This window comes from Candidatus Nomurabacteria bacterium, assembly GCA_016699365.1.
In the GTDB taxonomy this organism is placed as follows: Bacteria; Patescibacteriota; Minisyncoccia; order Phycocordibacterales; family UBA9973; genus CAZLWF01.
This window is the reverse complement of sequence record CP064973.1, coordinates 427,579-451,810: the sequence shown is the minus strand read 5'-3', so window position 1 is coordinate 451,810 and position 24,232 is coordinate 427,579. Positions and strand designations below refer to the sequence as shown.

Annotated in this window: 19 protein-coding genes, 1 tRNA gene, 1 rRNA gene and 1 other RNA gene; 13 read left to right on the top strand and 9 right to left on the bottom strand. The window is 37.7% G+C overall.

What is annotated here, in order from left to right:
* Nucleotides 1-29: 29 nt before the first annotated feature.
* From IPJ63_02545 to rnpB, 5 genes are all read right to left on the bottom strand, one after another.
* Entirely contained in the window at nucleotides 30-1,103 is a 1,074-nt protein-coding gene (locus IPJ63_02545; GenBank protein QQR76357.1) for a hypothetical protein, read from the bottom strand.
* Nucleotides 1,104-1,222: 119 nt separating this feature from the next.
* Nucleotides 1,223-1,834 carry a glucosaminidase domain-containing protein gene (locus tag IPJ63_02540; protein ID QQR76356.1) on the bottom strand — a complete coding sequence of 204 codons (612 nt, stop codon included), beginning with the start codon at nucleotides 1,832-1,834 and terminating at the stop codon, nucleotides 1,223-1,225.
* Nucleotides 1,835-2,119: 285 nt separating this feature from the next.
* Nucleotides 2,120-4,606 carry a preprotein translocase subunit SecA gene (gene secA, locus IPJ63_02535; GenBank protein ID QQR77020.1) on the bottom strand — a complete coding sequence of 829 codons (2,487 nt, stop codon included), beginning with the start codon at nucleotides 4,604-4,606 and terminating at the stop codon, nucleotides 2,120-2,122.
* A gap of 789 nt (nucleotides 4,607-5,395) precedes the next feature.
* Complete coding sequence (locus IPJ63_02530; GenBank protein QQR76355.1) at nucleotides 5,396-6,769, bottom strand: FAD-binding oxidoreductase; 1,374 nt, start codon at nucleotides 6,767-6,769, stop codon at nucleotides 5,396-5,398.
* A 49-nt stretch (nucleotides 6,770-6,818) separates the two neighbouring features.
* Nucleotides 6,819-7,153: RNase P RNA component class A (rnpB, locus tag IPJ63_02525), an RNA gene on the bottom strand.
* A 353-nt stretch (nucleotides 7,154-7,506) separates the two neighbouring features.
* Here rnpB and IPJ63_02520 point away from each other — a divergent pair.
* The 3 genes from IPJ63_02520 to IPJ63_02510 all read left to right on the top strand — a co-directional run bounded on the left by IPJ63_02520 (nucleotide 7,507) and on the right by IPJ63_02510 (nucleotide 8,714).
* Nucleotides 7,507-7,716 (top strand): hypothetical protein, encoded by a 210-nt coding sequence (locus tag IPJ63_02520; protein ID QQR76354.1) that lies wholly within the window; start codon nucleotides 7,507-7,509, stop codon nucleotides 7,714-7,716.
* A 164-nt stretch (nucleotides 7,717-7,880) separates the two neighbouring features.
* Complete coding sequence (locus IPJ63_02515; protein QQR76353.1) at nucleotides 7,881-8,300, top strand: hypothetical protein; 420 nt, start codon at nucleotides 7,881-7,883, stop codon at nucleotides 8,298-8,300.
* An 84-nt stretch (nucleotides 8,301-8,384) separates the two neighbouring features.
* Nucleotides 8,385-8,714 carry a hypothetical protein gene (locus IPJ63_02510; protein QQR76352.1) on the top strand — a complete coding sequence of 110 codons (330 nt, stop codon included), beginning with the start codon at nucleotides 8,385-8,387 and terminating at the stop codon, nucleotides 8,712-8,714.
* Between the two features lie 41 nt (nucleotides 8,715-8,755).
* Here the strand turns inward: IPJ63_02510 and IPJ63_02505 are convergent, their stop codons facing one another.
* The 3 genes from IPJ63_02505 to IPJ63_02495 form a co-directional block, all read right to left on the bottom strand.
* Complete coding sequence (locus IPJ63_02505) at nucleotides 8,756-11,074, bottom strand: ribonucleoside-triphosphate reductase (GenBank protein ID QQR76351.1); 2,319 nt, start codon at nucleotides 11,072-11,074, stop codon at nucleotides 8,756-8,758.
* A gap of 329 nt (nucleotides 11,075-11,403) precedes the next feature.
* Nucleotides 11,404-11,961 (bottom strand): hypothetical protein, encoded by a 558-nt coding sequence (locus tag IPJ63_02500; GenBank protein QQR76350.1) that lies wholly within the window; start codon nucleotides 11,959-11,961, stop codon nucleotides 11,404-11,406.
* A gap of 310 nt (nucleotides 11,962-12,271) precedes the next feature.
* Nucleotides 12,272-13,822, bottom strand: a 16S ribosomal RNA gene (locus tag IPJ63_02495).
* 373 nt (nucleotides 13,823-14,195) lie between these two features.
* Between IPJ63_02495 and secG the strand changes: the two genes are divergently transcribed.
* From secG to IPJ63_02470, 5 genes are all read left to right on the top strand, one after another.
* Complete coding sequence (secG, locus tag IPJ63_02490) at nucleotides 14,196-14,426, top strand: preprotein translocase subunit SecG (protein ID QQR77019.1); 231 nt, start codon at nucleotides 14,196-14,198, stop codon at nucleotides 14,424-14,426.
* Between the two features lie 73 nt (nucleotides 14,427-14,499).
* A complete protein-coding gene (locus IPJ63_02485) occupies nucleotides 14,500-16,254 on the top strand; it encodes a hypothetical protein (GenBank protein ID QQR76349.1) in 1,755 nt (584 codons plus the stop codon).
* Nucleotides 16,255-16,263: 9 nt separating this feature from the next.
* Nucleotides 16,264-18,246: a ribonuclease J gene (locus tag IPJ63_02480; protein QQR76348.1), complete on the top strand. Its 1,983-nt coding sequence runs from the start codon at nucleotides 16,264-16,266 to the stop codon at nucleotides 18,244-18,246.
* Nucleotides 18,247-18,271: 25 nt separating this feature from the next.
* Nucleotides 18,272-19,429, top strand: coding sequence for an MFS transporter (locus IPJ63_02475; protein ID QQR76347.1), 1,158 nt, complete (start codon nucleotides 18,272-18,274; stop codon nucleotides 19,427-19,429).
* A complete protein-coding gene (locus tag IPJ63_02470; protein ID QQR76346.1) occupies nucleotides 19,395-20,135 on the top strand; it encodes an rRNA pseudouridine synthase in 741 nt (246 codons plus the stop codon). Before IPJ63_02475 ends, IPJ63_02470 begins: the two co-directional genes overlap by 35 nt.
* A gap of 29 nt (nucleotides 20,136-20,164) precedes the next feature.
* Here the strand turns inward: IPJ63_02470 and IPJ63_02465 are convergent, their stop codons facing one another.
* Nucleotides 20,165-21,085, bottom strand: coding sequence for a methyltransferase (locus IPJ63_02465; GenBank protein ID QQR76345.1), 921 nt, complete (start codon nucleotides 21,083-21,085; stop codon nucleotides 20,165-20,167).
* Between the two features lie 89 nt (nucleotides 21,086-21,174).
* Here IPJ63_02465 and IPJ63_02460 point away from each other — a divergent pair, with 89 nt between their 5' ends.
* The 5 genes from IPJ63_02460 (at nucleotide 21,175) to IPJ63_02440 (ending at nucleotide 24,024) form a co-directional block, all read left to right on the top strand.
* Nucleotides 21,175-22,296 carry a hypothetical protein gene (locus tag IPJ63_02460; protein ID QQR76344.1) on the top strand — a complete coding sequence of 374 codons (1,122 nt, stop codon included), beginning with the start codon at nucleotides 21,175-21,177 and terminating at the stop codon, nucleotides 22,294-22,296.
* Nucleotides 22,297-22,387: 91 nt separating this feature from the next.
* Nucleotides 22,388-22,969: a nicotinamide mononucleotide transporter gene (locus IPJ63_02455; protein ID QQR76343.1), complete on the top strand. Its 582-nt coding sequence runs from the start codon at nucleotides 22,388-22,390 to the stop codon at nucleotides 22,967-22,969.
* Nucleotides 22,970-23,027: 58 nt separating this feature from the next.
* On the top strand, nucleotides 23,028-23,336 hold the full coding sequence (locus tag IPJ63_02450) for a hypothetical protein (GenBank protein QQR76342.1): 309 nt from the start codon (nucleotides 23,028-23,030) through the stop codon (nucleotides 23,334-23,336).
* A gap of 97 nt (nucleotides 23,337-23,433) precedes the next feature.
* Nucleotides 23,434-23,907: a nucleoside 2-deoxyribosyltransferase domain-containing protein gene (locus IPJ63_02445; GenBank protein ID QQR76341.1), complete on the top strand. Its 474-nt coding sequence runs from the start codon at nucleotides 23,434-23,436 to the stop codon at nucleotides 23,905-23,907.
* 46 nt (nucleotides 23,908-23,953) lie between these two features.
* A tRNA-Gln gene (locus IPJ63_02440) sits at nucleotides 23,954-24,024 on the top strand.
* The last annotated feature ends 208 nt before the right edge of the window (nucleotides 24,025-24,232 follow it).

Here is a 24,232-nt window from a genome sequence, read left to right as displayed (position 1 = left end):
AACCCGCGCAAAATGCGCGGGTTTAGAAATCAATTTTCGAACGTTGTTTCCCCTGTACCATTGGGACCTTCAACAAAAACTTTGAAAGTTCCACCTTTGGGTAGGTTTTTCAATTTTATACTTGCATCACTTGCAGGAAACTTCCTGGTATTACCACTAGGATAAATCAGAGTGATGGTGTACAAACTCCAGTCCGTACCAACACTATCCCACTTTAGTAAAACTACGTTATCACCAAGCAATACAGCTTCAACTTGTATTGAAGCTACTGTAGCATCAACCGTAAACTCAATAGAATCTGAATCTGGCTGAGTACTTACGGTAGGTGTAGTATAAATATCCGCATTCCACACAACAAGATTTGTCATACGATCAGTCTTGGATAATCCAAAAATCTCCGGTCTATGGATATTTTTATCATCTATATATGGAGTCTCATCGGGAATAACAAACTTATTTTTTTCATTACTCCAGACTGAAGCCAGTGCTTCAACCCTAGCAGAATACAGAAGTGTATCGAACAACTCCCTATCCTCTTTGCTTTTAAGGGTTATGAGCTTCATTTTCCTGGTAACCTTAGCTGTGCGATCACTTGTATCAATCAGCGTCATGGCGCCCTGCCATATAACTGTATCCTTGCCGGGGCGCTTGAAAGGTACTTCGTAGAAGATGTTGTACTGTAAATCAAAATAACCAATACTTCTACCTTTTTCAGTAGAAAGTTCATTAAATACTGGGAATACCAATTCTTCACCAAAGCCACATACTAACCTAGCAGAATTATTATCATTTGCAGCAGCCTGTACAAATCTACCTTTTTTGTATTTAACTACTACAGTATTTACATAAACTGGTGTAGGTAAAATTTTTATCAAGTCTAAGTAACTTGCATCAATGTAAACCAGTGTCGGCTTGCCTCTATCACCATTTGCGTCAATTTCATTGACGAGTATTTCTGCGTAAGTAATACTACCAATTTTATTAAATTTTACTTGCGCCATATGAGCAAGTAAATTATCCATGTCTATAACACACCTCTGGGCGCTAGATGTAAACGGAGTAAAAACAATCATCAATAAAATGATCTTAAAAGCTAACTTCATATAATTTATTTTTTTAGTGAAAAGAACTCATTTAGATACTAATTTATATAACAAAAACAGTTAAACGTCAAATTGTATACTAAAAATTTAAATACACCTCAAACAAAAAAGCCCAGCTGTTAAGCGGACTTTTCTGCTGATGTGAACTCGAGAGAGGCCATATCATTCATAATATCCATAACTTGTTCTGGGTAGCGAGCCACCACAGTACGAGGATTATAAGCTTCTAGTTTTTCAATCGTAGACTTATCACCATAGTGATGAGCAGTCTTCGGGTTGTTACCTCCTAGGTTACGAGCAACTGTTTCAATTGCAGCATCATAGGATTCAAAACCGAGCTTACAACCTCCCCATCCGAAAGGATTAACCTTACCTAGGGAAGCCTGACTCTTACATTGGTGTTTTCCACCAGTAGATTCGCGAACTGCAATAGCTGCGATCAAGTAGGGGTCAATATTATTTTTCTCTGCTTCGATAACCATTTTCATACCAGTTCCTTCGAGTGGCATGTCGTGATTAGCAAAGTATGTATCTATATTTTTAGCCGTATCGATTCGAGTCTTCTGTTGGTTATCAGTGATCGTCTCGATAAGGGGCCCATTTTGTTCTGTCATTGATACTCTAGCAGTTGGAAGCATGATTGTACCCGCTGGGAGTACTAACATGTTTGTCGCCAAAATAGGAAGTACGACAAATGACTGTAGAGAGCGTAAAATGCTGTCTTTATTCATAACTAGCGGTTCTGCTCCGCCAAACTACGTAACTGATTTTTTTGCCGGTAAGTAATAAAACCTCGGCTTTAAAAGAAAAACTCCATAAACATAACGTTTTTGGAGACAAGCATATAGTAGCATATTGTGAAGATAAAGTCAATAGTTATACCACTATTTTTAGGAGTGTCAAATCAAAAATACCCTTATTTATAAGGGTATTTTTGATGTTCTAACTTGACAAGTATAGTTAAAGTGTGGTGTTATTTTAGGCTGTGGATAGCCTTTTTGGCTTTTTAGTGACTTTTAGGCTCCGTGACACTTTTTGTACTTCTTTCCACTACCACATGGACATGTATCATTTCGCCCAACTTTCGGAATACCGCTCTTTTCAGCCTCAGATTTATGGCTCATAGTATCAGAATCAAGCGACCCAGCACTTGTGATAACAAAATCCTGCTTCACTTCTTCCTCTTTAACACTAGCGGGGGTCTTTATTTCTACAGTTTTTAGAATTTCACACACTTCCCGTAAAACTGCCTGTTCCATATTCTTGAAGTAAATCAAGCCTTCTTTTTTATATTCAACCAAAGGTTCTCTTTGACCATACGCACGCAAGTTAACAGAAGACCTCAAATAATCCATAGTCTCCAAGTGCTCAGCCCAGAGCGTATCAGTAACATGTAGAATTATCCTACGAAGTGTTTCGTAGAAACTCTCTTCAGTAGTTAGAGTCTTTTTTTCATCAGTTAGATTAGAAAGTTCTGTATCAGAAGACACATATTCATCTATATATTTCTTTATTTCATCAAAAGTACCAACTATTAGGGTCTTGCGTCTGTTGTATATACTTTTTCTCTGATGATTCAATACATCGTCATATTCAAGAGTGTTCTTTCGAGCATCGAAATGGAAACCTTCGATTTTTGCTTGAGCACTCTCTAGAGCGCGACTAATCAAACGATTTGTAATAGGTTCATCTTCGGGAATACCAAATGTACCCATCATACGTTTTATACTCTCAGCACCGAACACGCGCATAAGATCATCTTCTAGTGATACATAAAATTGAGTTTCGCCTGGATCTCCCTGACGACCAGATCTTCCTCGTAACTGGTTGTCTATGCGTCTAGCCTCGTGGCGCTCTGTACCCAAAACAAACAAACCACCAAGATCGCGTATTTCTTGTCTCTCCTCTTCTGTGGCCAATGCGCCTCCAAGTTTTATATCAACTCCACGACCTGCCATGTTTGTTGCAACAGTAACAGCGCCACGTTTTCCTGCTTCTGATACTAGCTCACCTTCGCGCTCATGATTCTTTGCATTCAAAAGTGTGTGTGGAACACCCTCTGCTTTTAGAAATTCAGACAGAAGTTCGTTTCTCTCGATTGAAATTGTACCGATAAGTACCGGCTGACCTTTTTTGTGAAGATCTTTTACTTTCTTTGCGATAGCTTTCCATTTACCAATTTCGCTTTGGTAAATTAGGTCTGAATTGTCGATTCTCTTTATATCCCTATGTGTAGGTATAGTAATAACCTCAAGTCCGTAAACTTTAAAAAATTCTTCTTCTGAAGTCTTCGCAGTACCAGTCATACCGCCAAGCTTCTTATATAGTCTAAAATAATTCTGGTAAGTGATAGAAGCTGCGGCTCTAGACTCTTTTTGGACCATAACACCTTCCTTGGCTTCAATCGCCTGATGCAGACCCTCACTCCAACGACGTCCTGGTTGCATACGCCCAGTAAAAGGATCAACAATAATAATCTCATTATCTTTTACTACATAATCCTTGTCTTTCTTGTATAAGGCCTCGGCACGTACAGCAGTTTCTAGATGATGAACATACTTTATGCCTTTTTCTGAATATATATTTTCAATTCCTAAAGATTTTTCAGCGCTAGTTATACCAGCGTCTGTTAGGGATATAGATTTATGCTTCTCTTCAACTGTATAATCCTCTTCTATCTTTAAATTGCGAGCAATACTAGCAAATGTCTGATAAAGTTTCTCGGAATCAGATGTCGGAGCAGATATTATAAGAGGAGTTCTAGCTTCGTCTATAAGTATAGAGTCTATCTCGTCAACAACAGCAAAAGGGTGACCTCTTTGAACCATCTGGGAAGAATTTACCACTAGATTGTCTCTCAAATAATCAAACCCAAATTCATTGTTTGTTCCATATGTAATATCAGCTGCATAAGCCTCTCTTCTGGTGCAAGTTTTAAGGAACTCATACATCACCTTGAAAGATCCTGTCTCGTCGTGTTCTTTGTCCAAGTCACCTTCTTTCTTTGAATACAAATATGAAATTTGTTGTGAGTTTATAACCCCCACACTAAGACCAAGAAAATCATATATCTGTCCCATCCATTCTCCGTCACGACTCGCTAGATAATCATTTACAGTAACAACATGCACACCATCTCCTTTTAATGCATTCAAATAAACAGGTAAGGTAGCAACGAGGGTCTTACCTTCTCCTGTGCGCATCTCGGCTATTTTATTTTTGTGTAAAACAATACCTCCAATCAATTGCACATCATAGTGGCGTTGCCCAAGAGTTCTTCGTGAAGCTTCACGAACAAGCGCAAAAGCTTCCGGTAAAATATTATCTAGAGTTTCCCCTTTTGCGAGACGCTCCTTGAGAGCCCGAGTCTTTTCAGGAAAAGCTTCATCAGGTAAGGACAAAAGGCCTTCTTCTAGAGAGTTTATCTTCTCTATAAGTGGTTTTACTGATTTTATAAAACGGGAATCTGCGTTCCCAAATATATTGCTAATTAAGGCCATAATTTCTATATAAAAACAGAGTATAGCATAAAAGGCAAATTTTATCGAGATATAAAAAAACAAAATCCTCTGATAGGGAGGATTTTGTTTTTGAGAAGTAGAAACTATTTCTTCTTCTTTTTAGCTGCCTTTTTCTTAGGAGCTGCCTTTTTCTTTTTCTTTGCTGCCATATATTTTAGTGGGTTAAGCTATTAACGTTTTCTGCAATGATCCGACCACACAAAATAAATTTATAAAAAAATATTTTGTGATTTCAATCAATGCATCACTGTATATATTATCTTACAGAAAAAAACTAATAACAATATTATTTACAAAAAATATGTGGATAACTCAAAAAAGTTTTTTATAAAAAAAATTATAAATAAAATATTTTTTATAAAAAAATAAATAATAAAATAAAAATTATTTTAAAAATAATTAAAAATAAAAATCTCCCCGTGCTTGTGGGGAGATTTTTATTTTATCTGCGTTTAAAGCGAGCGTGTGCTAACTCCAACACAAATGCCTATGTGAGTGCAGACGCTCGCTATAAACACAGACAAGCGATCTGCAATAGAAATTATATGCGGATAACAAAATAATAGCAATAGACACAAAGGGATTCATATATAAAAGCCTTTATTTAGTAGCCTAAAAACGCAAAATCCCGGCCGAAGCCGGGATTTGCGAGGCACTTGTGTCTCATTAATAACGAGACGAAGTTATTCACTCACAAAAAGAGTATAGCAGATTCGATTTAAAAAGTCAACCCCCTAATACAAAATACTTATACTATAAATATTAGTAAGCTTATTCTATGGGACAAGTTTGATCTTTGGGATCAAATATCGAAGGTTTCAATACTTCATTATTTAATATTTTTGAAATTCTCTTGGCTCCATATATTGAAGGTAATATTCCAACTCCATTGCAACCTAAGTTGTATAAAAGCAATGGATTGCAAGGTTCTATACCAATCAATCGAACTCCATTTGGTGTATACCCCATCAGCCCGTGCCAAATAAATTCAAAAATATCATTTTTACTTTTTGTATTATAAGTTTTTTCAATAAAACTAAATATAGAACCAATAGCAGAAGAAGGGATACGCATATTTCTATCGTATTTACTTGTATCTTCTATCACCTCCTCAGGCCCACCGATTGATATTAGATTTACTTTGTTATCTCTCAATTCATATGGTCTACGAGTCGCATAAAAATACTCTCCCCCATTCATACCTATAGATTTTGTGTAAATACTAGCAGAAGGCTTCTTGTCTGGATTTTCGGTAAAGCCAGCCATATAACCAATAAGACCTGATACTTTATGGTGAAATTTAGTATCTATATCTACACCATTTTTATTGTCTATTTTTATATTTTCAAATCCATTTGTACACAATACGACTCGATCTGTAAGAATAGAAATATCCTTTGATTTTAGAGAAACAAAATCTTTATGAAGTTCACAAACTGAAACAGGAGATTCTTCAACCAAGACAAAACGATCTTTGAAGTTATTTAGTATAAAAACCGCCAACTCTTCTGTAAAAAGAGCGCTATTCATACAACCTGATAAAAATGGCAAAGCCGCTATATAATCACTATCAATAGTTTCGAGCAAAGACATTACATCACTGTGCCCTATTTTTGTATAAAAAGATTTGTATTCAGAAGGCAAATGCATACTATGACTCCATTCTTCGGATATATACATTTTACGAATAGACAAACCTGCTTCGGATTTTAGTTTGAGATCTTCTAAATACAACAAAACAGAGTCTTTATCTTTCAGTCCATCATATCCTTCAAATTCTGATAGAGGGGTTTTTATATTTGCGTCGCGCATGATCTCATTTAGAATCATGCGTGCATCATATTCGATAGCTCTTACTGCATCGGCTGACTGCTCCAATCCAAATTTATTTACAAAATCTTGAAATGGATTTTCAAAATAACTTGTAATCTGACCAGCATTGTGACCAGTCGCTCCGTGAGCCACTTTTGTAGCTTCTAGTAAAACAACTTTCAGATCTGTATTTTTCAATATTTCATACGCAGTCGAAATACCCGCTATTCCCCCACCAACAATAACAACATCGGTCTTTTCAGGTATCTTACCTTTTGAAATAGGTCTCGTTCGAGCAAGTTGATGAATCCATGGTGAATTGTTTTTTGACATATAAAAAATTATAACAGAAAAAACTCTGCTTTCGCAGAGTTTTTTCATATTTTTTGTTGTACCTATAAGCCGAATTCTGTATCTATCTTGCGATAGACGACAATCATTTATCTAGGAGTATTGTTGCCAATACCCTCAAGCGACTCTCCCTAGCAAGCTAGGACACGGTCTTGCACAGAAGTAAGGATTTAGCCGTTTCACCCCAATGTCTCCATTGGATTATTCCCAAGGGAATTCCTCTCCTTTCGGATTAGACGTCACTGCTCGCACCTCGCATATTGCTATGGATGGGAATTACCCACTACCCTGCTGCTTATTTTCATAAGCCTGTGTTCGGACTTTCCTCACCTGCCTTTCGACAAGCGCGATCATCCAGTACAACAAAGGTAGTATATAACATCATATTATATTTGACAAGGCGATATTTTATGATATATTAAGGAAAAACATATACATATGAAGGATATTTATATAGTACTTTCTATTTCCTTAATTGGATGTATCTTTGGGTATTATTTTGCAGACAAGAAAGTCTCCAAAGCCTTTGAAAAATTACGACTATATTATCGAACTGATAATCATGCAATGAGGCAACAAATAAAAGATATCCAAAGAAGCAACGATATATCAAGGGCAATTCTCGGAATATTTTTTCTTTTAATGGGAATATTTATTGGATTACTTTTACTCATGTAATACGATAGATGTTATTTACCTACTTAAAAAATATAATAATTATGGGAAAAAAAATAATAAATAATTTACTCAAAAAGTTCGTAAAGTTTTTTGATACGTCATTTCAGATTTATAGCGACGAGTGCTATGAAATATTCAAAGACAACCAGAAGACCCAAGAGCTTATGGTTGCAATTGAAAACGATCAAAATACATCTGGCGACAGATTACCTACCCGATACAAGGTATACAGAGTAGGTGGAGCAACATAACTAAAAAACCACTCAACTGAGCGGTTTTTATTTTGTTTCTCCCTCCCGTCAAGTAGAGTTTGACAAAATCCGTAAGATTGATAAGGTAAAGAAAACTGAACTTTATGGAACAAAAAAATATCAGGAGGTTATCAAATACAGGTACCTTACGATATCCTACGGTCTTGCCACAAAGAACTGATGGTAAAATAAGATTTGGATTGGCCGTCTATATCGGACACGTTCTGCCTAATGATCAGACAGAAGCAATAGAAAGTGAAAAATTGGCCGATGATACAGTACAGAAACTTTTTCCGAACCATAACATTGAAAGGAAAGTGCTTCAAGATATATGGAGACCACCTTATCCTTTTACATCTACACAACAACGCGCATATGTGTATGTGCTTGTACTAAAAGGATCCGTACAGAAAAATGTTGTTCCAACAACCACCTTGGAAAATAAGACTAAGGGAGAGACCCAAATCCTTAGAAAAAGAGTAACTTCCATGATTCCAGGCTTTTTCTCTCGCCTAGCACAAAGGAAGCGGAATAGGTCGCTTAATAACGAAATAAGTTTCCATTATGATTATGATTCCGAGTAGTAAAATACGTATCCGCTTTTTTGGCGGATTTTTGTTTGGTTTGACAACTAGGCTCTCGGAGAGTAGAGTGAGGAAAAATTCAATATGGCAACTAAAAAGAATAAGGGTCTTACTACTGAATGGAAAGAATTCGCAGATGCGTGGATCGCCTATCTAAAAGATACCAATGAAGAAAACAGGGAACGCCTTCATAAAGCCCTAGAAAATTACTGGGTTGGAGAAAAGGAATCTGATCAAGAAAACTGGAGATGGGAAACAAAACAACTTATGAAAGATGTTGCGATTGGTAACCGTAAGGCGTGGAAAAAAATATATGATTTCATCAAGGAAAGGTATAAAGAACATGATTATCATAAAAAGGTTCTTGAAATTGCAGAATCAAAAAACATAGGAGAATATATCTGGATTTTATAAAAAAAACCGCTCAACTGAGCGGTTTTTCTTTTTATTTAAAACTAGATTTCACAGACTCCAGACACACATGCGAGTTCTTTTTTAACTTCAGTTTCGTCTTGGATTTCATAAGTAACAATCTTTGAGAAATCAATATTTGCAACTGTTGGCTTTAGTTTTTCATATTGCTCTTTTGTAATCTCTTCATATGGAGCAAGTTGGTACACGTGATTTGATCGAGGAAGGAATGAAAGACCTCCTACGATATCCCAGTTCTGATACAACCAATGAGCCACTTCAATCCATTCATCGTCTCCCACAGAAACTGTTACTGATGGATTGTGTTCTGTGTAGTTAACTTTTACAACTTTCCAGTGTTCTAGCTGAGCAAGTGCAGACACATCGTCTTTACATATCGCACCTTTTGGTGCTGCAACTGGAAATTCAAGTACATATGTAGTAGCAGTATCAACTGACTGACCAACTTCTGGGAAGTAAGGTACGCCTTGGTCTTTCAACATTTTGAAAAGTGCATCTGTTGCAGATATACGTACACGTCGGATGTAGTATGGAGCATGACGAGGATGCATACCACTTGAACAGTCTACAGTCTGAGAAACGGTTCCAGAAGGTTTAACACAAGTAATACATGTAGATTCATTTACTCCAAAACGCTTTGCAAAGATCTTGTTAATGCGAATAGATTCTTTCTTGAGTTTTTCAAGCATCTTGCCATCTCGAGCAAGCCCGCAATCCCATTGACCTGTTATAGAAACTCCAAGCAAGCATTCTTTTCTACAATTATCTTGCCACTCTTTTGAGAGGTATCCAAATTTTGTAAGTGTTGATTGGTATGTTCCAAGTATTGCAGCTATACGCACTTTTCTCATTAGAGTTTCTTCTGTATCATCTGCGCGCGCTACTACTTCTGATAAGTTACAGAACTGTTTTGATTGGAGAATAATCTCTCCACAAGGATTTGTTCCGATCGGTCCGACTACGCGTCCATCTGGTGAGAAGTAACCCTTGTACTCTTTCTGCCAAAGTTTTATACGACGTTCTGGTAGAGTTGCATGAAGTGATCCACGATTGAAGATTCCTCTCTCTCCAGATCCTGATTTCATCAAAGCTACCCATTCATCCATAAACTCTATAGCTGAAGGCTTGTTTTCATATACAGCTGAGTTGTTTGCTAGTGATCTCTGACCTTCTGTGAGATAGAACTGACCTTTCTTTGAATCGCGTATTTCTTCATCATCCAAATCTGAAAGTGATATCAAAGCACTTCTACGTACTCCTCCAGCAACAACACACTCACCTATTTTACAGATAATATCGTGCGCATCGATGTTTCGTAGATGTCTTCCTTGTCGGCGCAAGATACGCTCACGAGTAAACTGGAGAAGCTCAACTAGAGGTTGTGGACCTGAAGATTTTCCACCCATAGTTTTTAGACGAGCACCGGCTGGTCTAAGAAGTGAAAAATCAAATTCAACATCATTTCCACCGAACCAAGTCTTCATACCATGCACGAGAGCATCAGCCCAACCTTCTTTTGAGTCAGGTACTATAAAAGTAGGAAGTTTTTTCCCATCTTGAAGTTTAATCTGTGGAAGTGCTTGAATATTTTTTGATTCAACTGTGTAACCTACTCCAGTTCCACACATTGATATATATACAATCTCTCCGAAATCTTGAAATGTAGATGGTGCGATAAATGAACAGTTGTATGCACAAACGTTTGTCTTGCGAGCTGGAGCGCCTGCGAATTGAATAAGGCGCATTGAAGGCATCGCTTCTTGTTTTAGAATTGCCTCACGAACTTCAGCATACTCTGATTCTTTTAGCTTGTTGCCTATGTTTTCACGCATGAAATCCATATAACGATCGATAGTCTCAATCCAAGTCTCACGACGACCTTCTGCATCTATCCAACGTGCGTATGTTCTGTAGTACACGAGCTCAGCAAGAGGATTTCTGAAATACTTCTTACTCTCTTCGGCCATCTTTTTAACCTTCTCTGGAACTGGACCAACCTCACGACGAAGTTCTGCGCGCTTGTTTCTATATAGAATATAAGCCTTTGCTGTATGCACATATTTCTCACGAATAAGCTCAGTTTCTACCAAATCCTGTATAAGCTCTACTGTAGGAGTAAAGTTTTTGTCTTTAGCTTCTGTTTTGATAGCCAATAGTTCTTTGAAAACCTTCTTGCCAACATATTCAGCATCGGCATGTTCTCCCTCGCCAGTTGAAGCAAAAGCTTTATTGATAGCTTCAATAATCTTACTTAGATCAAAAGCTATTATGTTAAATTCGCGGTTACGAATTTCTTTGATCTTTGCAAGATCTTGTTTACTGAGGGTGATTTTTTTTGTCATGCGCAATAAAAAATAAATTAATAAAAAGTTCTAACTTGTGGTATTCATTGTACCTAAATTTTTTTTTCTTGTCGTAGTGGATAACTCACTTTTTATATCCGTAAAACAAAAAAATTTTCTTGTAAAGATGTGTGTCGCACGAGCCTTATAACAAAGACTTATTTAGTGTCGTAAAAATATTTTTTCAAAGATAAAAATAATCACTCTTGTTTTGTTTGGCCGTACCATGACCAAGTGTATAGTGTTGGTTGATATTAAAATTTTATACCTAAAAAATAGTAAAAGCCCCGCGGGTGCGGGGCTTTAAAAAACTTTTTTGGCCTTATTTATCAATGGATTTTACGAGGATTGGCATAACGGCCAAAGTATTTATCAACCCACTCATCACATCGTCTATTCATGACGATATCGATGATTACGTTGCACCTTTCATTAAAGATTTCCTCGGCCTCACCCGGATCGAGTAAATCAATCTGGATGTCTGACAAAAATCCACTAAACAAAGCTGGGTAAATTGTAACCAACGTATCCCACACTTCATCCGGCAAGAATGTCGGGATTAGTGAGTCAGCTGGGACCTCTGCTCCAACAATCGAAGCAAAATATCCGTCAATAAATCCTGCATTGTAGATTGCCCAACGATCATATATCGAATCCAGCATCGGGATTCGTAAAAGCGAATCAGCAGTTGGATCGGCAATGAATGCCATTTGGAAATCCACAAAAAATACATCTGCGTCCGCCTTAAACGGAGCTAAAATGTCTTCTTCTCCAGTTGGTGGAATAGTATCCTCTCCACCCGGAATATCGACAGTATCACCTGTCTCTCCCTGGTAAGGAATCGACTCAATTGGCTCCGGAATCTCGTATTTATCACACGAAACCATAAAGGCAATAAATGCAGTAAAAGCAAATAAATATAAGTTTTTTTCCATTTTGGTACGTTTTCCTTATAATATCACAAATATACAAAAAGTCAATCCGTTTAAGCTTCTTTCTAAAAACAAAAAACAACCCGATGTGGGCGTTTTTATATGTAAAATCTAATAGTTTCTATACTCTTTTGTTTCGTTCTATTGGGGTGGCTTTCCCTCCTGTCAAAGCTGCTTTTAGGTCCGCGCTTAACTGACCATTGTATGCTCAATTGAGGCATACAATACCGACACCTTAACTTCATATAAATATGAAGGGGTTTCAAATTGAATTATTCCACGACCAGCTTCCGCTAGCCGTGCCTTGTTACGACTTAGTCCCTGTCACTGATTTTACCTTAGGCCCTCCAATGGAGAGATTTCGGGTACCACCAGCTCCCTTGACTTGACGGGCGGTGAGTACAAGACTCGAGAACGTATTCACCGCAGTATGTCTGACCTGCGATTACTAGCAATTCCAACTTCAAGAGGTCGAGTTGCAGACCTCTATCCGAACTGAGGCGGCTTTTATAACGATTGGCTCAGGGTTACCCCGTCGCGACGCGTTGTAGCCGTCATTGTATTATGTGTGTAGCCCAGGATATCAAAGGGTCATGCTGACCTGGCGTCATCCTCTCCTTCCTCCCAGAACTTTATGCACGAAATATTTTCATGAACAAAGTTCTGGGCGGTCTCGTGTGACAAATATAACACACGACGAGGGTTGCGTTCGTTACCCCACTTAAGGGAACAATTCAAACCACGAACTGACGACGGCCATGCAACACCTGCCTACTAGTCTTGCGAGGGCTCTAGTTTCTTAGAGCTTTCACGTAGGTGTCAAACCCTGGTGAGGTTCTTCGTTTACCATCGAATTAAACCACATAATCCACTGCTTGTGCGAGTCCCCGTCTATTCCTTTGAGTTTTAGCCTTGCGGCCGTACTTCCCAGGCGCTTTTCTTAACGCGTTAGCTTAGCCACTCAGAGGGTCGATACTCCGAATAGCGAGAAAAGATCGTTTAGGGCGTGGACTACTGGGGTATCTAATCCCATTCGCTACCCACGCTTTCGTGCTTGAGTGTCAGAAGTACGCCAGTGCATTGCCTTCGCTTTTGGTGTTCCCCAAGATATCAACGGATTTCACCCCTACACCTTGAGTTCCATGCACCCCTCGTATTCTCTAGTCGTACCGTTTCCTTCGCAGATTCCCAGTTAAGCCGGGAGTTTTAACGAAAGACTAATACAACCACCTACACACCCTTTACGCCCAATAATTCCGGATAACGCTTGGGGCTCTCTGTATTACCGCTCCTGCTGGCACGAGATTAGGAGCCCCTTATTCATGAGGTACAATCAATAAACTTTTTCCCTCATAAAAGATCTTTACGTCCCAGAGGGACTTCATCAATCACGCGGCGTCGCTCCATCAGACTTTCGTCCATTGTGGAAGATTCTCGACTGCAGCCTCCCGTAGGAGTATGGGCCGTGTCTCAGTCCCATCGGTGGGGGTCAGCCTCTCAGCTCCCCTAGACGTCATAGCCTTGGTAGTCCATTACACTACCAACTAGCTGATATCCCGCAGGCCGTTCCCAAAGCGTTAAAACTTTACCCCGGAGGGACCATCGTGTATTAGCACACCTTTCGGTGTGTTGTTCACGACTTTGGGGGACGTACCCACGTGTTACTACCTCGTTCGCCACTAACTAGTGAACCCTTTCCATATAATTGTTTGTATTGCTACTCACTCAAATACTTCCAGGGACTAGTTCGTTCGACTTGCATGCCTTATCCACGCCGCCAGCGTTCATCCTGAGCTAGGATCAAACTCTAATTAAAAACAGATTGCTCTGTCTTTTTGAAATAGAACGAAACAAAAGAAAACATAAACTATTTTTAGACTCAGATTATTACATTACTTAGCTTCTTGAATTTTCAAAGAAAAAAGCGTCCAACAGGCGCAATCAAACTTTACTTGTTTAGATTAAAAAAGTTAGTTTTTCATATGTCTGTTAGTTACCCTACTTATATGTAGAGTAAGGATAGTATAGACGAGGTGCAAAGCAATGTCAACCCCATAGGGCAAATTGATAAAAATCCCCTATTAAACCTATGTTAAATATAATTATTTAGCAGTTTTTAGGACAAAATAAAACACTATAAACACAGTTATAGTTTGCCAAAAATACGTCAATCTGCTATGCTCATATCTATGAGTACGATCACTGAGGCATTGCCTTACATACAGATTTTTCTATCTATTATTCTAGTCATATCAATACTTCTCCAGCAATCAAGCGCAGGCTTGGGTGGCACTTTTGGTGGCTCAGACAGCCTATCCACATTCCACACACGACGCGGGTTTGAGAAAGTACTCTTTTATACAGCAATTATCACAGCTGTATTATTGACATTGGCAAGTCTTGCTGCTGTTCTAGTCTAGTATAGTTTAAAACTGTATCTTAAAACTAAAAATGTGAAAACAATTTCACATTAAAACAAACTCCAAATAATTTATGTTCCAAAACTTATTTAGAAAAGCTCGTGGACTTCGTTTTCCAAAGAAACAAGAGTTGGCGGCAATCCCACACTATTTAACAAGAAAAGAATGGGTTGTTTTTGTTACTATTTTGACCGCTCTCGTAATTACGACTTTTATCATATTAGGTAAAATAAATTCTAATTTTATTATTGAAGTTCCAGCTAGTGGTGGATCAATAACAGAAGGAATAGTGGGTACTCCGAGATTCGTTAACCCAGTACTAGCACTTTCCGACACCGACGATGATTTGGTAAGCGTGGTTTTTTCTGGACTTGTAAGAAAGATGCCAGATGGATCTATAGTTCCTGATTTAGCTGAAAGCTACGAGATATCAAGCGATGGATTAACTTACACCTTCAAACTTCATGAAAAGCTAACTTTTCATGACGGAGAACCTCTAACAGCCGATGATGTAATCTTCACAATAGAGAAAATTCAAGATCCTCTATTGAAAAGCCCTAGGAGAGTTGAATGGGAAGGTGTTGAAGTCGAAAAAATAGACGATCTCACAATATCATTTACACTTAGACAGCGTTTCGCATCTTTCTTGGACAACGCAACAATAGGAATACTTCCATATCATATATGGAAAGACATACCTATCGAGGAATGGAATTTTAGTGAGTATAATTCAAAAGCAATTGGTTCTGGTCCTTATCTAGTAAAAGATATAGATAAAAAAAGTTCTGGAGCACCTAGTTCATATACTTTAAAATCATTCAGTAAATTTACTCTTGGAAAACCTTTTGTAAATCGCATCACATTTAACTTCTATGTAAACGAAGATGATATGATTCGTGCTTATAAAAACAGATCCATAGAAAGTATGAGTGCTATAACTCCAGAGAAAGCCCGAGAATTAGAAGAGAGCGGAGCGAGAATTGAAACCACTACCCTACCTAGAATATTCGGCTTATTCTTTAATCAAAATCAATCTCCTGTATTTTTAGATAAATCAGTAATCAGTGCATTCAATACAGCTATCGACAAAGATAGAATAATAAACGAGGTTCTATACAATTACGGTCAAACAATTGATAGCCCTATTCCAAAAACACTTCTAGATGGAACATCATTTAATACTGAAGAAACAAAAATGGCATCGATAGATGAAGCTGTAAGCATATTAGAGAAGAATGGATGGTCTAGAGGAGAAGACGGGATAATGATAAAAAAAGGTAAATCTGGAAATACAAGATTAGAATTCTCTATCTCCACCGGTGATGCACCAGAATTGAAAAGATCTGGAGAAATTATAAAAGAGAATTTAGAAGCAATAGGAGCAGATGTAGAATTAAAAATATTTGAAATTGGCGTATTAAATCAAAATGTTATACGTCCTAGAAAATATGATGTATTACTTTTCGGTCAAATAATAAGTACTGAAAATGACCTATTTGCTTTTTGGCATTCATCCCAGAGAAATGATCCTGGACTAAACATAGCACTGTACACAAACACTAAAGCTGATACTTACTTAGAAAAAGCCCAAGGGTTACTCTCTAGTGAAGATAGACTTACCAATTATGTAAAATTTGAACAAGTTATAAAAGATGATAATGCTGCTGTGTTTATATACTCCCCTGACTTTATTTATGTATTACCAAAAAAATTAAAAGGATTAACTGTCGATCATATTGTCGAACCTCATGATCGGCTTGCCACTGTTTACAAGTGGTATATAGAGAGCGATGCAGTATGGAAAATATTTGCCCGTTCGAATGAATAGATATTAAATATGCAAAAAATACAAAAACCAATACAAAAAAAAGATGCTCCGCACAGTAGCAGAGATTTAAAAGCTCCTGCTCGACACCCAGCACACATACAAGCACATGGTGGATCACATACACCACATACACATGCGACACATACAAATACAACAAGCAAAGATGCTAAAAAACCTTTTACTAAAGGTGCACCAAAAAGAAGTGGTGGTTATAGATACCAAAAACATGGATCCCGTAAAAACGGAATCCAAAGTGTAACTACTCACCTACCAACAAACAAACCTAAACAAACAAATCACATACCACCAGTTGGACCAGGAGTAGTACGTATCATACCTCTAGGTGGAGTTGAAGAAATCGGAAAGAACATGACTGCGATTGAAATCGGAAACGATATAATTGTCATCGACGCAGGTATGCAATTTAAAACTGATGATACTCCAGGTATCGATTACATCATCCCGAACACAACTTATTTAGAAGAACGCAAAGACAAAATCCGCGCGATGATTATTACACATGGACACTTAGACCACATTGGAGGTGTGCCTATAGTAATGGATCGTATTGGTAACCCACCAATCTATTCACGAAATCTGTCTGTACTTCTAATGAAGAAGCGTCAATCTGAATTCCCTCACCTAAAACCTCTAGACGCACACATAGTTGAAAATGAAAGTGTCATAACACTTGGAAATATAAAAGTGCGATTTTTTGGAGTGACTCATACTGTTCCAGATTCAATGGGAATAATAGTAGAGACACCTTACGGATGGATAGTAACCCCTGGAGACTACAAACTAGAACACCAAAACGGAATACCTTCTGATAGAGAAGAAAAAGAATATAGTATTTTTGATGAAGCTAAAGTACTGCTTCTTATGACTGACTCTACAAATATAGAGAACCCAGATTGGGCAATTCCTGAAACTGAAGTGCACAAAGGACTCGAAAGTATTATAAAAAGTGTAAAAGGAAGACTTATTATCGCAGCTTTTGCATCTCATATTGAACGATTGATAAAAGTTGTAGAGATAGCCGAAAGCTTAAACAAACATATAGTACTTGAAGGGCGAAGTATGAAAACAAACATGGAGGTTTCAATCCAAGCAGGTCTACTAAATCCAAAGAAAGGCACTATCATATCTATTGAAGAAGTTGAAAATTACCCACCAGATCGTATTATTATTCTTTCTACTGGAGGACAAGGAGAAGAATTTTCAGCATTGATGCGCGCATCAAATAAAACTCACAAAAACTTTAGACTCGGAAAAGGAGATACTATTGTCCTATCTGCATCGATTGTTCCTGGAAATGAGCTCGCTGTTCAAAAACTAAAAGACAATCTTGCTCGCCAAGGAGTTAGAATAATCCACTACAGAACAAGTGAAGTATCGATCCACTCTACAGGGCATGGGAACGTCCCTGAAATAAAATGGTTGCACAGAAAGACTCACCCAAAATTCTTTATCCCAATACATGGAAATCACTACATGCTAAAGCTCCACAAAGAATTAGCTATGTCTCTTGGTATGCCAGAGAGTAATGTTATTGTTCCAGACAATGGATCAATTATAGAGATAAATGAAAATGGAGAAAAAATGGTTCTACGAAAAGAGAAAGCGCCTTCAGGAAACATGATGGTGGACGGTTTCTCTGTAGGAGATGAACAGGAAGTGGTCATACGTGATCGCCGAATGCTCGCAGAAGACGGAATGTTTATAGTTATGGTAATAGTTGATGGCAAGACAGGTAAACTAAAAAAATCTCCAGACTTAATCTCTCGTGGATTCGTATATCTAAAAGAAAACCAAGAACTACTAAGACAAGCTCGTATAATAATCAAGAAAACAATCGAAGAAACAACGAACGGAGCAAATCCTATAAACTTTGATTACATAAAAGGAGCTGTAACTGATGAAGTATCAAAATTCTTGTTCCAAAAAACAGCTAAACGTCCTCTTGTAATACCTGTCCTCTTAAGTATGTAAGCAGTCGTGCTATACTAGCTTATAAATGAGCGCGCCTATAAAGATAATTAAAACAGTTTATATAGCAAGTTTTTTCTTTGCGCTTCAGATCGCAATAGCTTCATACATAAACTCGACATTTGTAAGTGAAATAACTCAGGAATCAATCGTGGGTATAATCTTCACTGCTAGTGCAATAGTTACACTACTAGCACTTTCTCTGATACCAAAAGTAATTAGTAAATTTGGGAATAAATTTACCTTACTTGGATTGCTTGTGATTAGTTTTTTATCTTTAGTAGCTTTAACATCTTTCGGAAGACCAACGCTGCAACTTATAGGGTTCATATTTTATCTAGTAACAAACAACGTAATAGTATTTTCATTTGATATATTTGTTCAGCATTTCTCCGATAGTAAAAAAATCGGCAAGATGAGAGGATTTTATCTAACTGTTATTAACACAGCTTGGGTAATATCCCCTGTAATTGCTGGGATACTTATGAGTAACGGCGGATACCCTCTGCTTTATGGAGTATCAATGATGTTTATATTTATAGTTTTTTATACTGTTTTGACTCAAATAAAAAACTATCATGACGCACCATATGTTCGAGCCCCGTTTGTAAAAACATTGAATCTACTGTGGAGCCAGCATGAGCTCAGATCGATTACTGTGCTAAACTTTGTCCTACAGTTCTTTTATGCATGGATGATTATATATACGCCGATATATCTACATGAACACATAGGGTTTTCCTGGGAAAACATAGGAATCATATTTACCATAATGCTTCTACCGTTCATACTCTTAGAGTTACCACTTGGAAGACGGTCCGATAGACATGGTGAAAAAACATTTCTAATTTTGGGATTGATTATTATGGGAGTAGCAACTCTGTTTCTACCTACTCTACCTAAAAATATAATTCTATGGGCATTCTTCCTTTTCCTAACTAGAGTTGGAGCAGCTATAACAGAAGTTATGATAGAGGTTCATTTTTTCAAAAAAGTTACAGATAAGGAAAGCAACTTCATAAGCATCTTCAGAGATATGTCACCACTAGCTTTCGTGGTTGCACCAATATTTGGAACACTTATTATAGGAACATTACCATTTAAAACACTTTACATAGTACTCGGAGTATTTGTATTGTCAGGAATTTTTTATGCCCATAAACTCAAAGACAAAAAAACAAGTTAAAAATAAAACCAGTGATCCAATCAGACTAAATCATTATCTTGCAATAAAAAATATTGCAACTCGTCGTGGAGCAGACAAGCTAATCGAAAGTGGTGTTATTTTGGTGAATGGAAAAGTCGCTACTATAGGAATGAAAGTTACTGATCAAGATGATGTAAAAGTTTTAAAAGACACTACTAGCGATTACAAATACATCGCATATCATAAGCCAGTTGGAATTGTAACCGTAGGACCAAACCCAGGCGAAAGAGCAATACCAGTCAAAGATTTTGGAGAAGGAATGTTCCCTATTGGAAGACTCGACAAAGACTCACACGGACTAATCATAATTACAAACGATGGACGTGTAACTGGAGCATTACTTGATCCAAAGAAAAATCATGACAAAGAATACCGCATAACTGTAAGCAAGCCTGTAACAAATAATCTTCTGCGTGGAATGAAGGAAGGTATTCGTATCGGCGCAGGAGTAAATACCCGAAGAGCTCTAGTTCGAAAGGTAGACCCTACAACACTTGAAATAGTGCTAACTGAAGGGAAAAACCGCCAGATCAGACGTATGGCAATGGCCTATGGATTCGACGTAAGTGAACTTGTGCGCTTCCGAATAATGAATATAGAATTGGGCAATCTAAAGCCAGGTCAACATAGATCTATAATGGGAGCAGAGCTCGAAACTTTTTTAAAACAATTAGGATTAAAATAAAAAAACCTCGCATAATGCGAGGTTTTATTTTATTTGAGCAAGACTATTTTCAATTTGTGCCAGAAGTCATATCCATCATGTGAATCCTGAATCAATCCTTTGTTTTCTAAAAGATATTCCATCCAAGTAGTATTATTCAGAACATTGTAGACTTTCAGCGGAACAATCATCGAATCAATCTCGGACACAGAAATATTTTTTTCTTGCAACAATGGATCAATCACACAATCAGAAAGACTAGAAATATTTGTCACAATAACTCCATCTGGATTCAAATGTTCCTTCCCTCTTTCTAATAAATACGCGAGTAAACTAACACCTTCATATGGATTATCGTCGATACTTTTCGGACGTGGAATATATGGTGGATTGCAGACTATTAAGTCGAAGGTATTGTCTTTGATAAACTCAAGCGCATCTCCTACAGCGGACTCCACACGCGAATCTGGAATATTCTCTCGAGTACACTCCGCAGCCTTTTCATTTAAATCAATTGCATAAAGCTTCTCTACTCCAGGTACATGATCCAAAATATATTTTGAAATAAATCCTGAACCTGGACCAATCTCTAAAACTTTTTTTACTCCAGATAAATCGACTTTTGAAAGCGCACGACAAAATAATAGCGTATCTATAGACGGACCCCATACTCCCGGAAAACGCTTCTGTTCAAATCGAATCACTGTCCCATCGTAATCTGTAATCTTGGTAGGTGCGCTATATAGAGCAAAGACTGTATCTCGCTTTATTGGATCCAATTGCGCAATCTTGTAGTTATCTGTTACCAAGACTGGACTATCTATAGTTACTACTTCTATCTCCTCTTGCTCATCTCTCATATATACTCGATTACCATTCTCATCAGTATCGTGCCCCATAATTTGAGCTAACTCATTACCAAAAGCAGAAAGTGTAAGTTTCTTTAAATCTTTATCAAAATGTAATTTCATGTGCTTAATTTTAGCAGAGCTTAACAAAAAAACCTTATTTTGACAAGTAGAGTTATTTATGCTAAAATATAAAAAAATAAACGTTATTTATGAATACAATAATTGGACATTTCCCAATTCTCCTCGGAGACGGCACAGCTGTTGATATCGTTCCAGCTATGCAAAAAGTTGTTGAATATGCACTTGCCCTCGACGGTAAAAACATACGTTGGATTCCCCTTGTAACAGGCGACAAGGCATTGGAAGCAACAGGAGCCCGACTTCCCAAGGAGGTACTTGATGTGATCCGTAAAAATCCTGTCGCAATAAAAGCGCCAATGAATACACCAACAGATGATTCCGACACATCACCAAATGTGATGTTGCGTAAAGCACTGAATCTGCACGCTTGTGTGCGTCCGATAAAATACTATCAAGGCATGAATGCTGCGGTAAAAAATTATCAGGGTACTGATATTGTAATCTTTCGTGAGAATGTGGAAGATTTATACAGTGGAGTAGAATTTAAAGTATTCGACCGGGAAACTGTGGACTTAATAAACACAATAAACACTTTACGTCCAAATAATCAAATTCCTATGGATTCCGGATTGAGCATTAAGTTTACTTCGGTCGAAGGTACGAGAAGAATTATGAATTCTGCACTTGAGTATGCAAAAGAGCACGGCCGTAAAAAAATTGCTGTTGTTACAAAACGCAACATCATGAAGGCAACTGATTTACTTTTCGCTCAAACTTGTGAGCAACTTTTTGAAGAAAAGAAGTCTGAGTATCCGGGAATAACACTTGAGAGCGTGTGGCTTATAGATAACACTACACAGAAGCTTGTATCGATTCCTAATAAGTTTGATATGATTGTCACCCTTAATCTCTATGGAGACATACTCTCAGATTTATGCGGTGGTATCGTTGGAGGTGAAAACGGTATCGGACTTCTTCCTGGTGCAAATATCGGTGACAAATGCGCAATATTTGAAGCAACTCATGGCACATGGCCAACTGCTGCAGGAAAAAATATTGCCTCACCAATTGCCTTGATTCTTTCGGCAAAAATGATGCTTGAATACATTGGAGAACAGTGGTTCGCAGACCTAATCGAATCCGCTGTGGAAAATGTCCTTTTAGATGGAAGATACGAAACACTCGGCACAAAAGAAACCGCTGAATACATGTGTAAATATATGCACGAAAAAAGGTTCGCAAACATATAAAACAAAAACCCCTGCACTATGCAGGGGTTTAAATTTTCCAATAGATTGATTATTCCTGAAAAGTACGTATAGTTATAAACAAATTCATTACATGGATAAGTTCTTGTTTTTTCAGATATGTTTATTGCTTATGTATTTAACTAGCAAGCTATTCTTGCTTAGGAAAAATATAGCAGGCTGGGTGGTTGGAGGCGTGGCAGCACTATTGTCTGTATTCTTCTATCTATATATACCAAACCCAGATACAGGACTAGCAATATTAGAAGCTGGTACTACCCTGTTTTATTTATACGGATTCATAAAATGGCACAAGTTCCCTGGTGTAGTACAGAAGACATGGTTCGATAGAATCTTTACCGCTTTTGCTATTGTTGCTGGACTTACGGTTATTACACTAGAGTTCATACACAAAGTAGAATACATGCATTACCAGCTTATAGTGATCGCTGGATTTGTTGTAGGTGGCCCTATGATTGCCCGAAAAAAGGCTCTGGGATGGATATTCTACACAGTAGCTCACGTTGCTGTAAGTATGTGGATGTATGAAAAGATTACAGATAGTCTTGTAGAAGAAACAGAAGTTTACTATCCGATATTCTCAACATACCAAGCACTGTCGGCAATAATATGCCTCATAGCATATTTCAAGTACAAAAAATCCCCTACTAGCTGAGGGGATTTTAATTTGACAAATATTCTATATGTGCTATGATTTTAAAAAATAGCACTATATGGAAAAAATAATAGCGTATGCCTCCAGCGGAACTGGAGAGATGGTATCAACAATTGTAATCGTCATATTGGCGATTGGAGTAATCTTTATTGGAATCAAAAGCTTTTCAGAAGCTTTGAAGTCCAAGGAGGACGACCCCGAAACTGCAGAGCTAAAGAAGAGAGCTAAAGAAGAGCTCCGTACTCAAGCCTATATATGGCAAGAGGAAGTTGCTATTTTAAAAGAGCAGTATGGTGGTAAAGTTCCACCTGAAGTACTGCAAAATAAATTAGCGCAGTTTAACCAGCGCTACAAGGTTATGCAATAAAAATACAAACCCCTACCCTATAAACGGAGGGGTTTTAAATTTGCCATTTTGTTAGTGTACTTGCAACACAATATATGAAGGTATATAATACAGATATATGGAAGTGATAAAAGCGCCTCATAAAATACCGGAAAATTCTAAACCGAAAATATTTCTAGCTGGAAGTATCGAAATGGGTGTCGCAGAAGACTGGCAGACAAAAGTTTCTGAAATGCTTGAGGATGAAGATGTAATACTTTTAAACCCTCGCCGAGATGCGTGGAATTCTACTTGGGAACAAACAAAAGAAAACCCTGACTTCAAAGAACAGGTAGAATGGGAGCTCAATTCTCTTACAGTATCCGATTACATAATCATGTATTTTGACCCTAAAACAAAGTCCCCTATCTCACTACTCGAGACAGGCCTGTTTGCCCATGACGGAAAACTTCTAATCGTATGTCCGTCGGGATTTTGGAGAAAAGGTAATGTAGATATAGTCTCCGAAAAATACAACATTCCACAATTTGAAAATCTAGAAAAACTTGTTGAATATCTGATACCCCTAATACGAAACTACAAAAAAGCTTGAAAAAAGTGCTTTTTTGTACTATTGTAGAGTTCGTAACGTATTATATTGGGGTATCGTCTAATGGTAGGACAGAGGCCTTTGAAGCCTTTAATCGTGGTTCGAATCCATGTACCCCAGCAAGGTGATTTTTGAATATTTTTTAATATTAAAAAATCAGCTATGAGGGTACATGTATTCGAAAGACGCAGGCGGTATACAAGATTCTGAGTGAAGCGAAGAATGCTTGTCGCCGAGTCGGGGTCGAGAGTACTTAGTCCGCGCAGTGTGTACTCATACGAGCAGACTTAGTAACTCGTGACCGAATCCATGTATACCACCTTTGAAG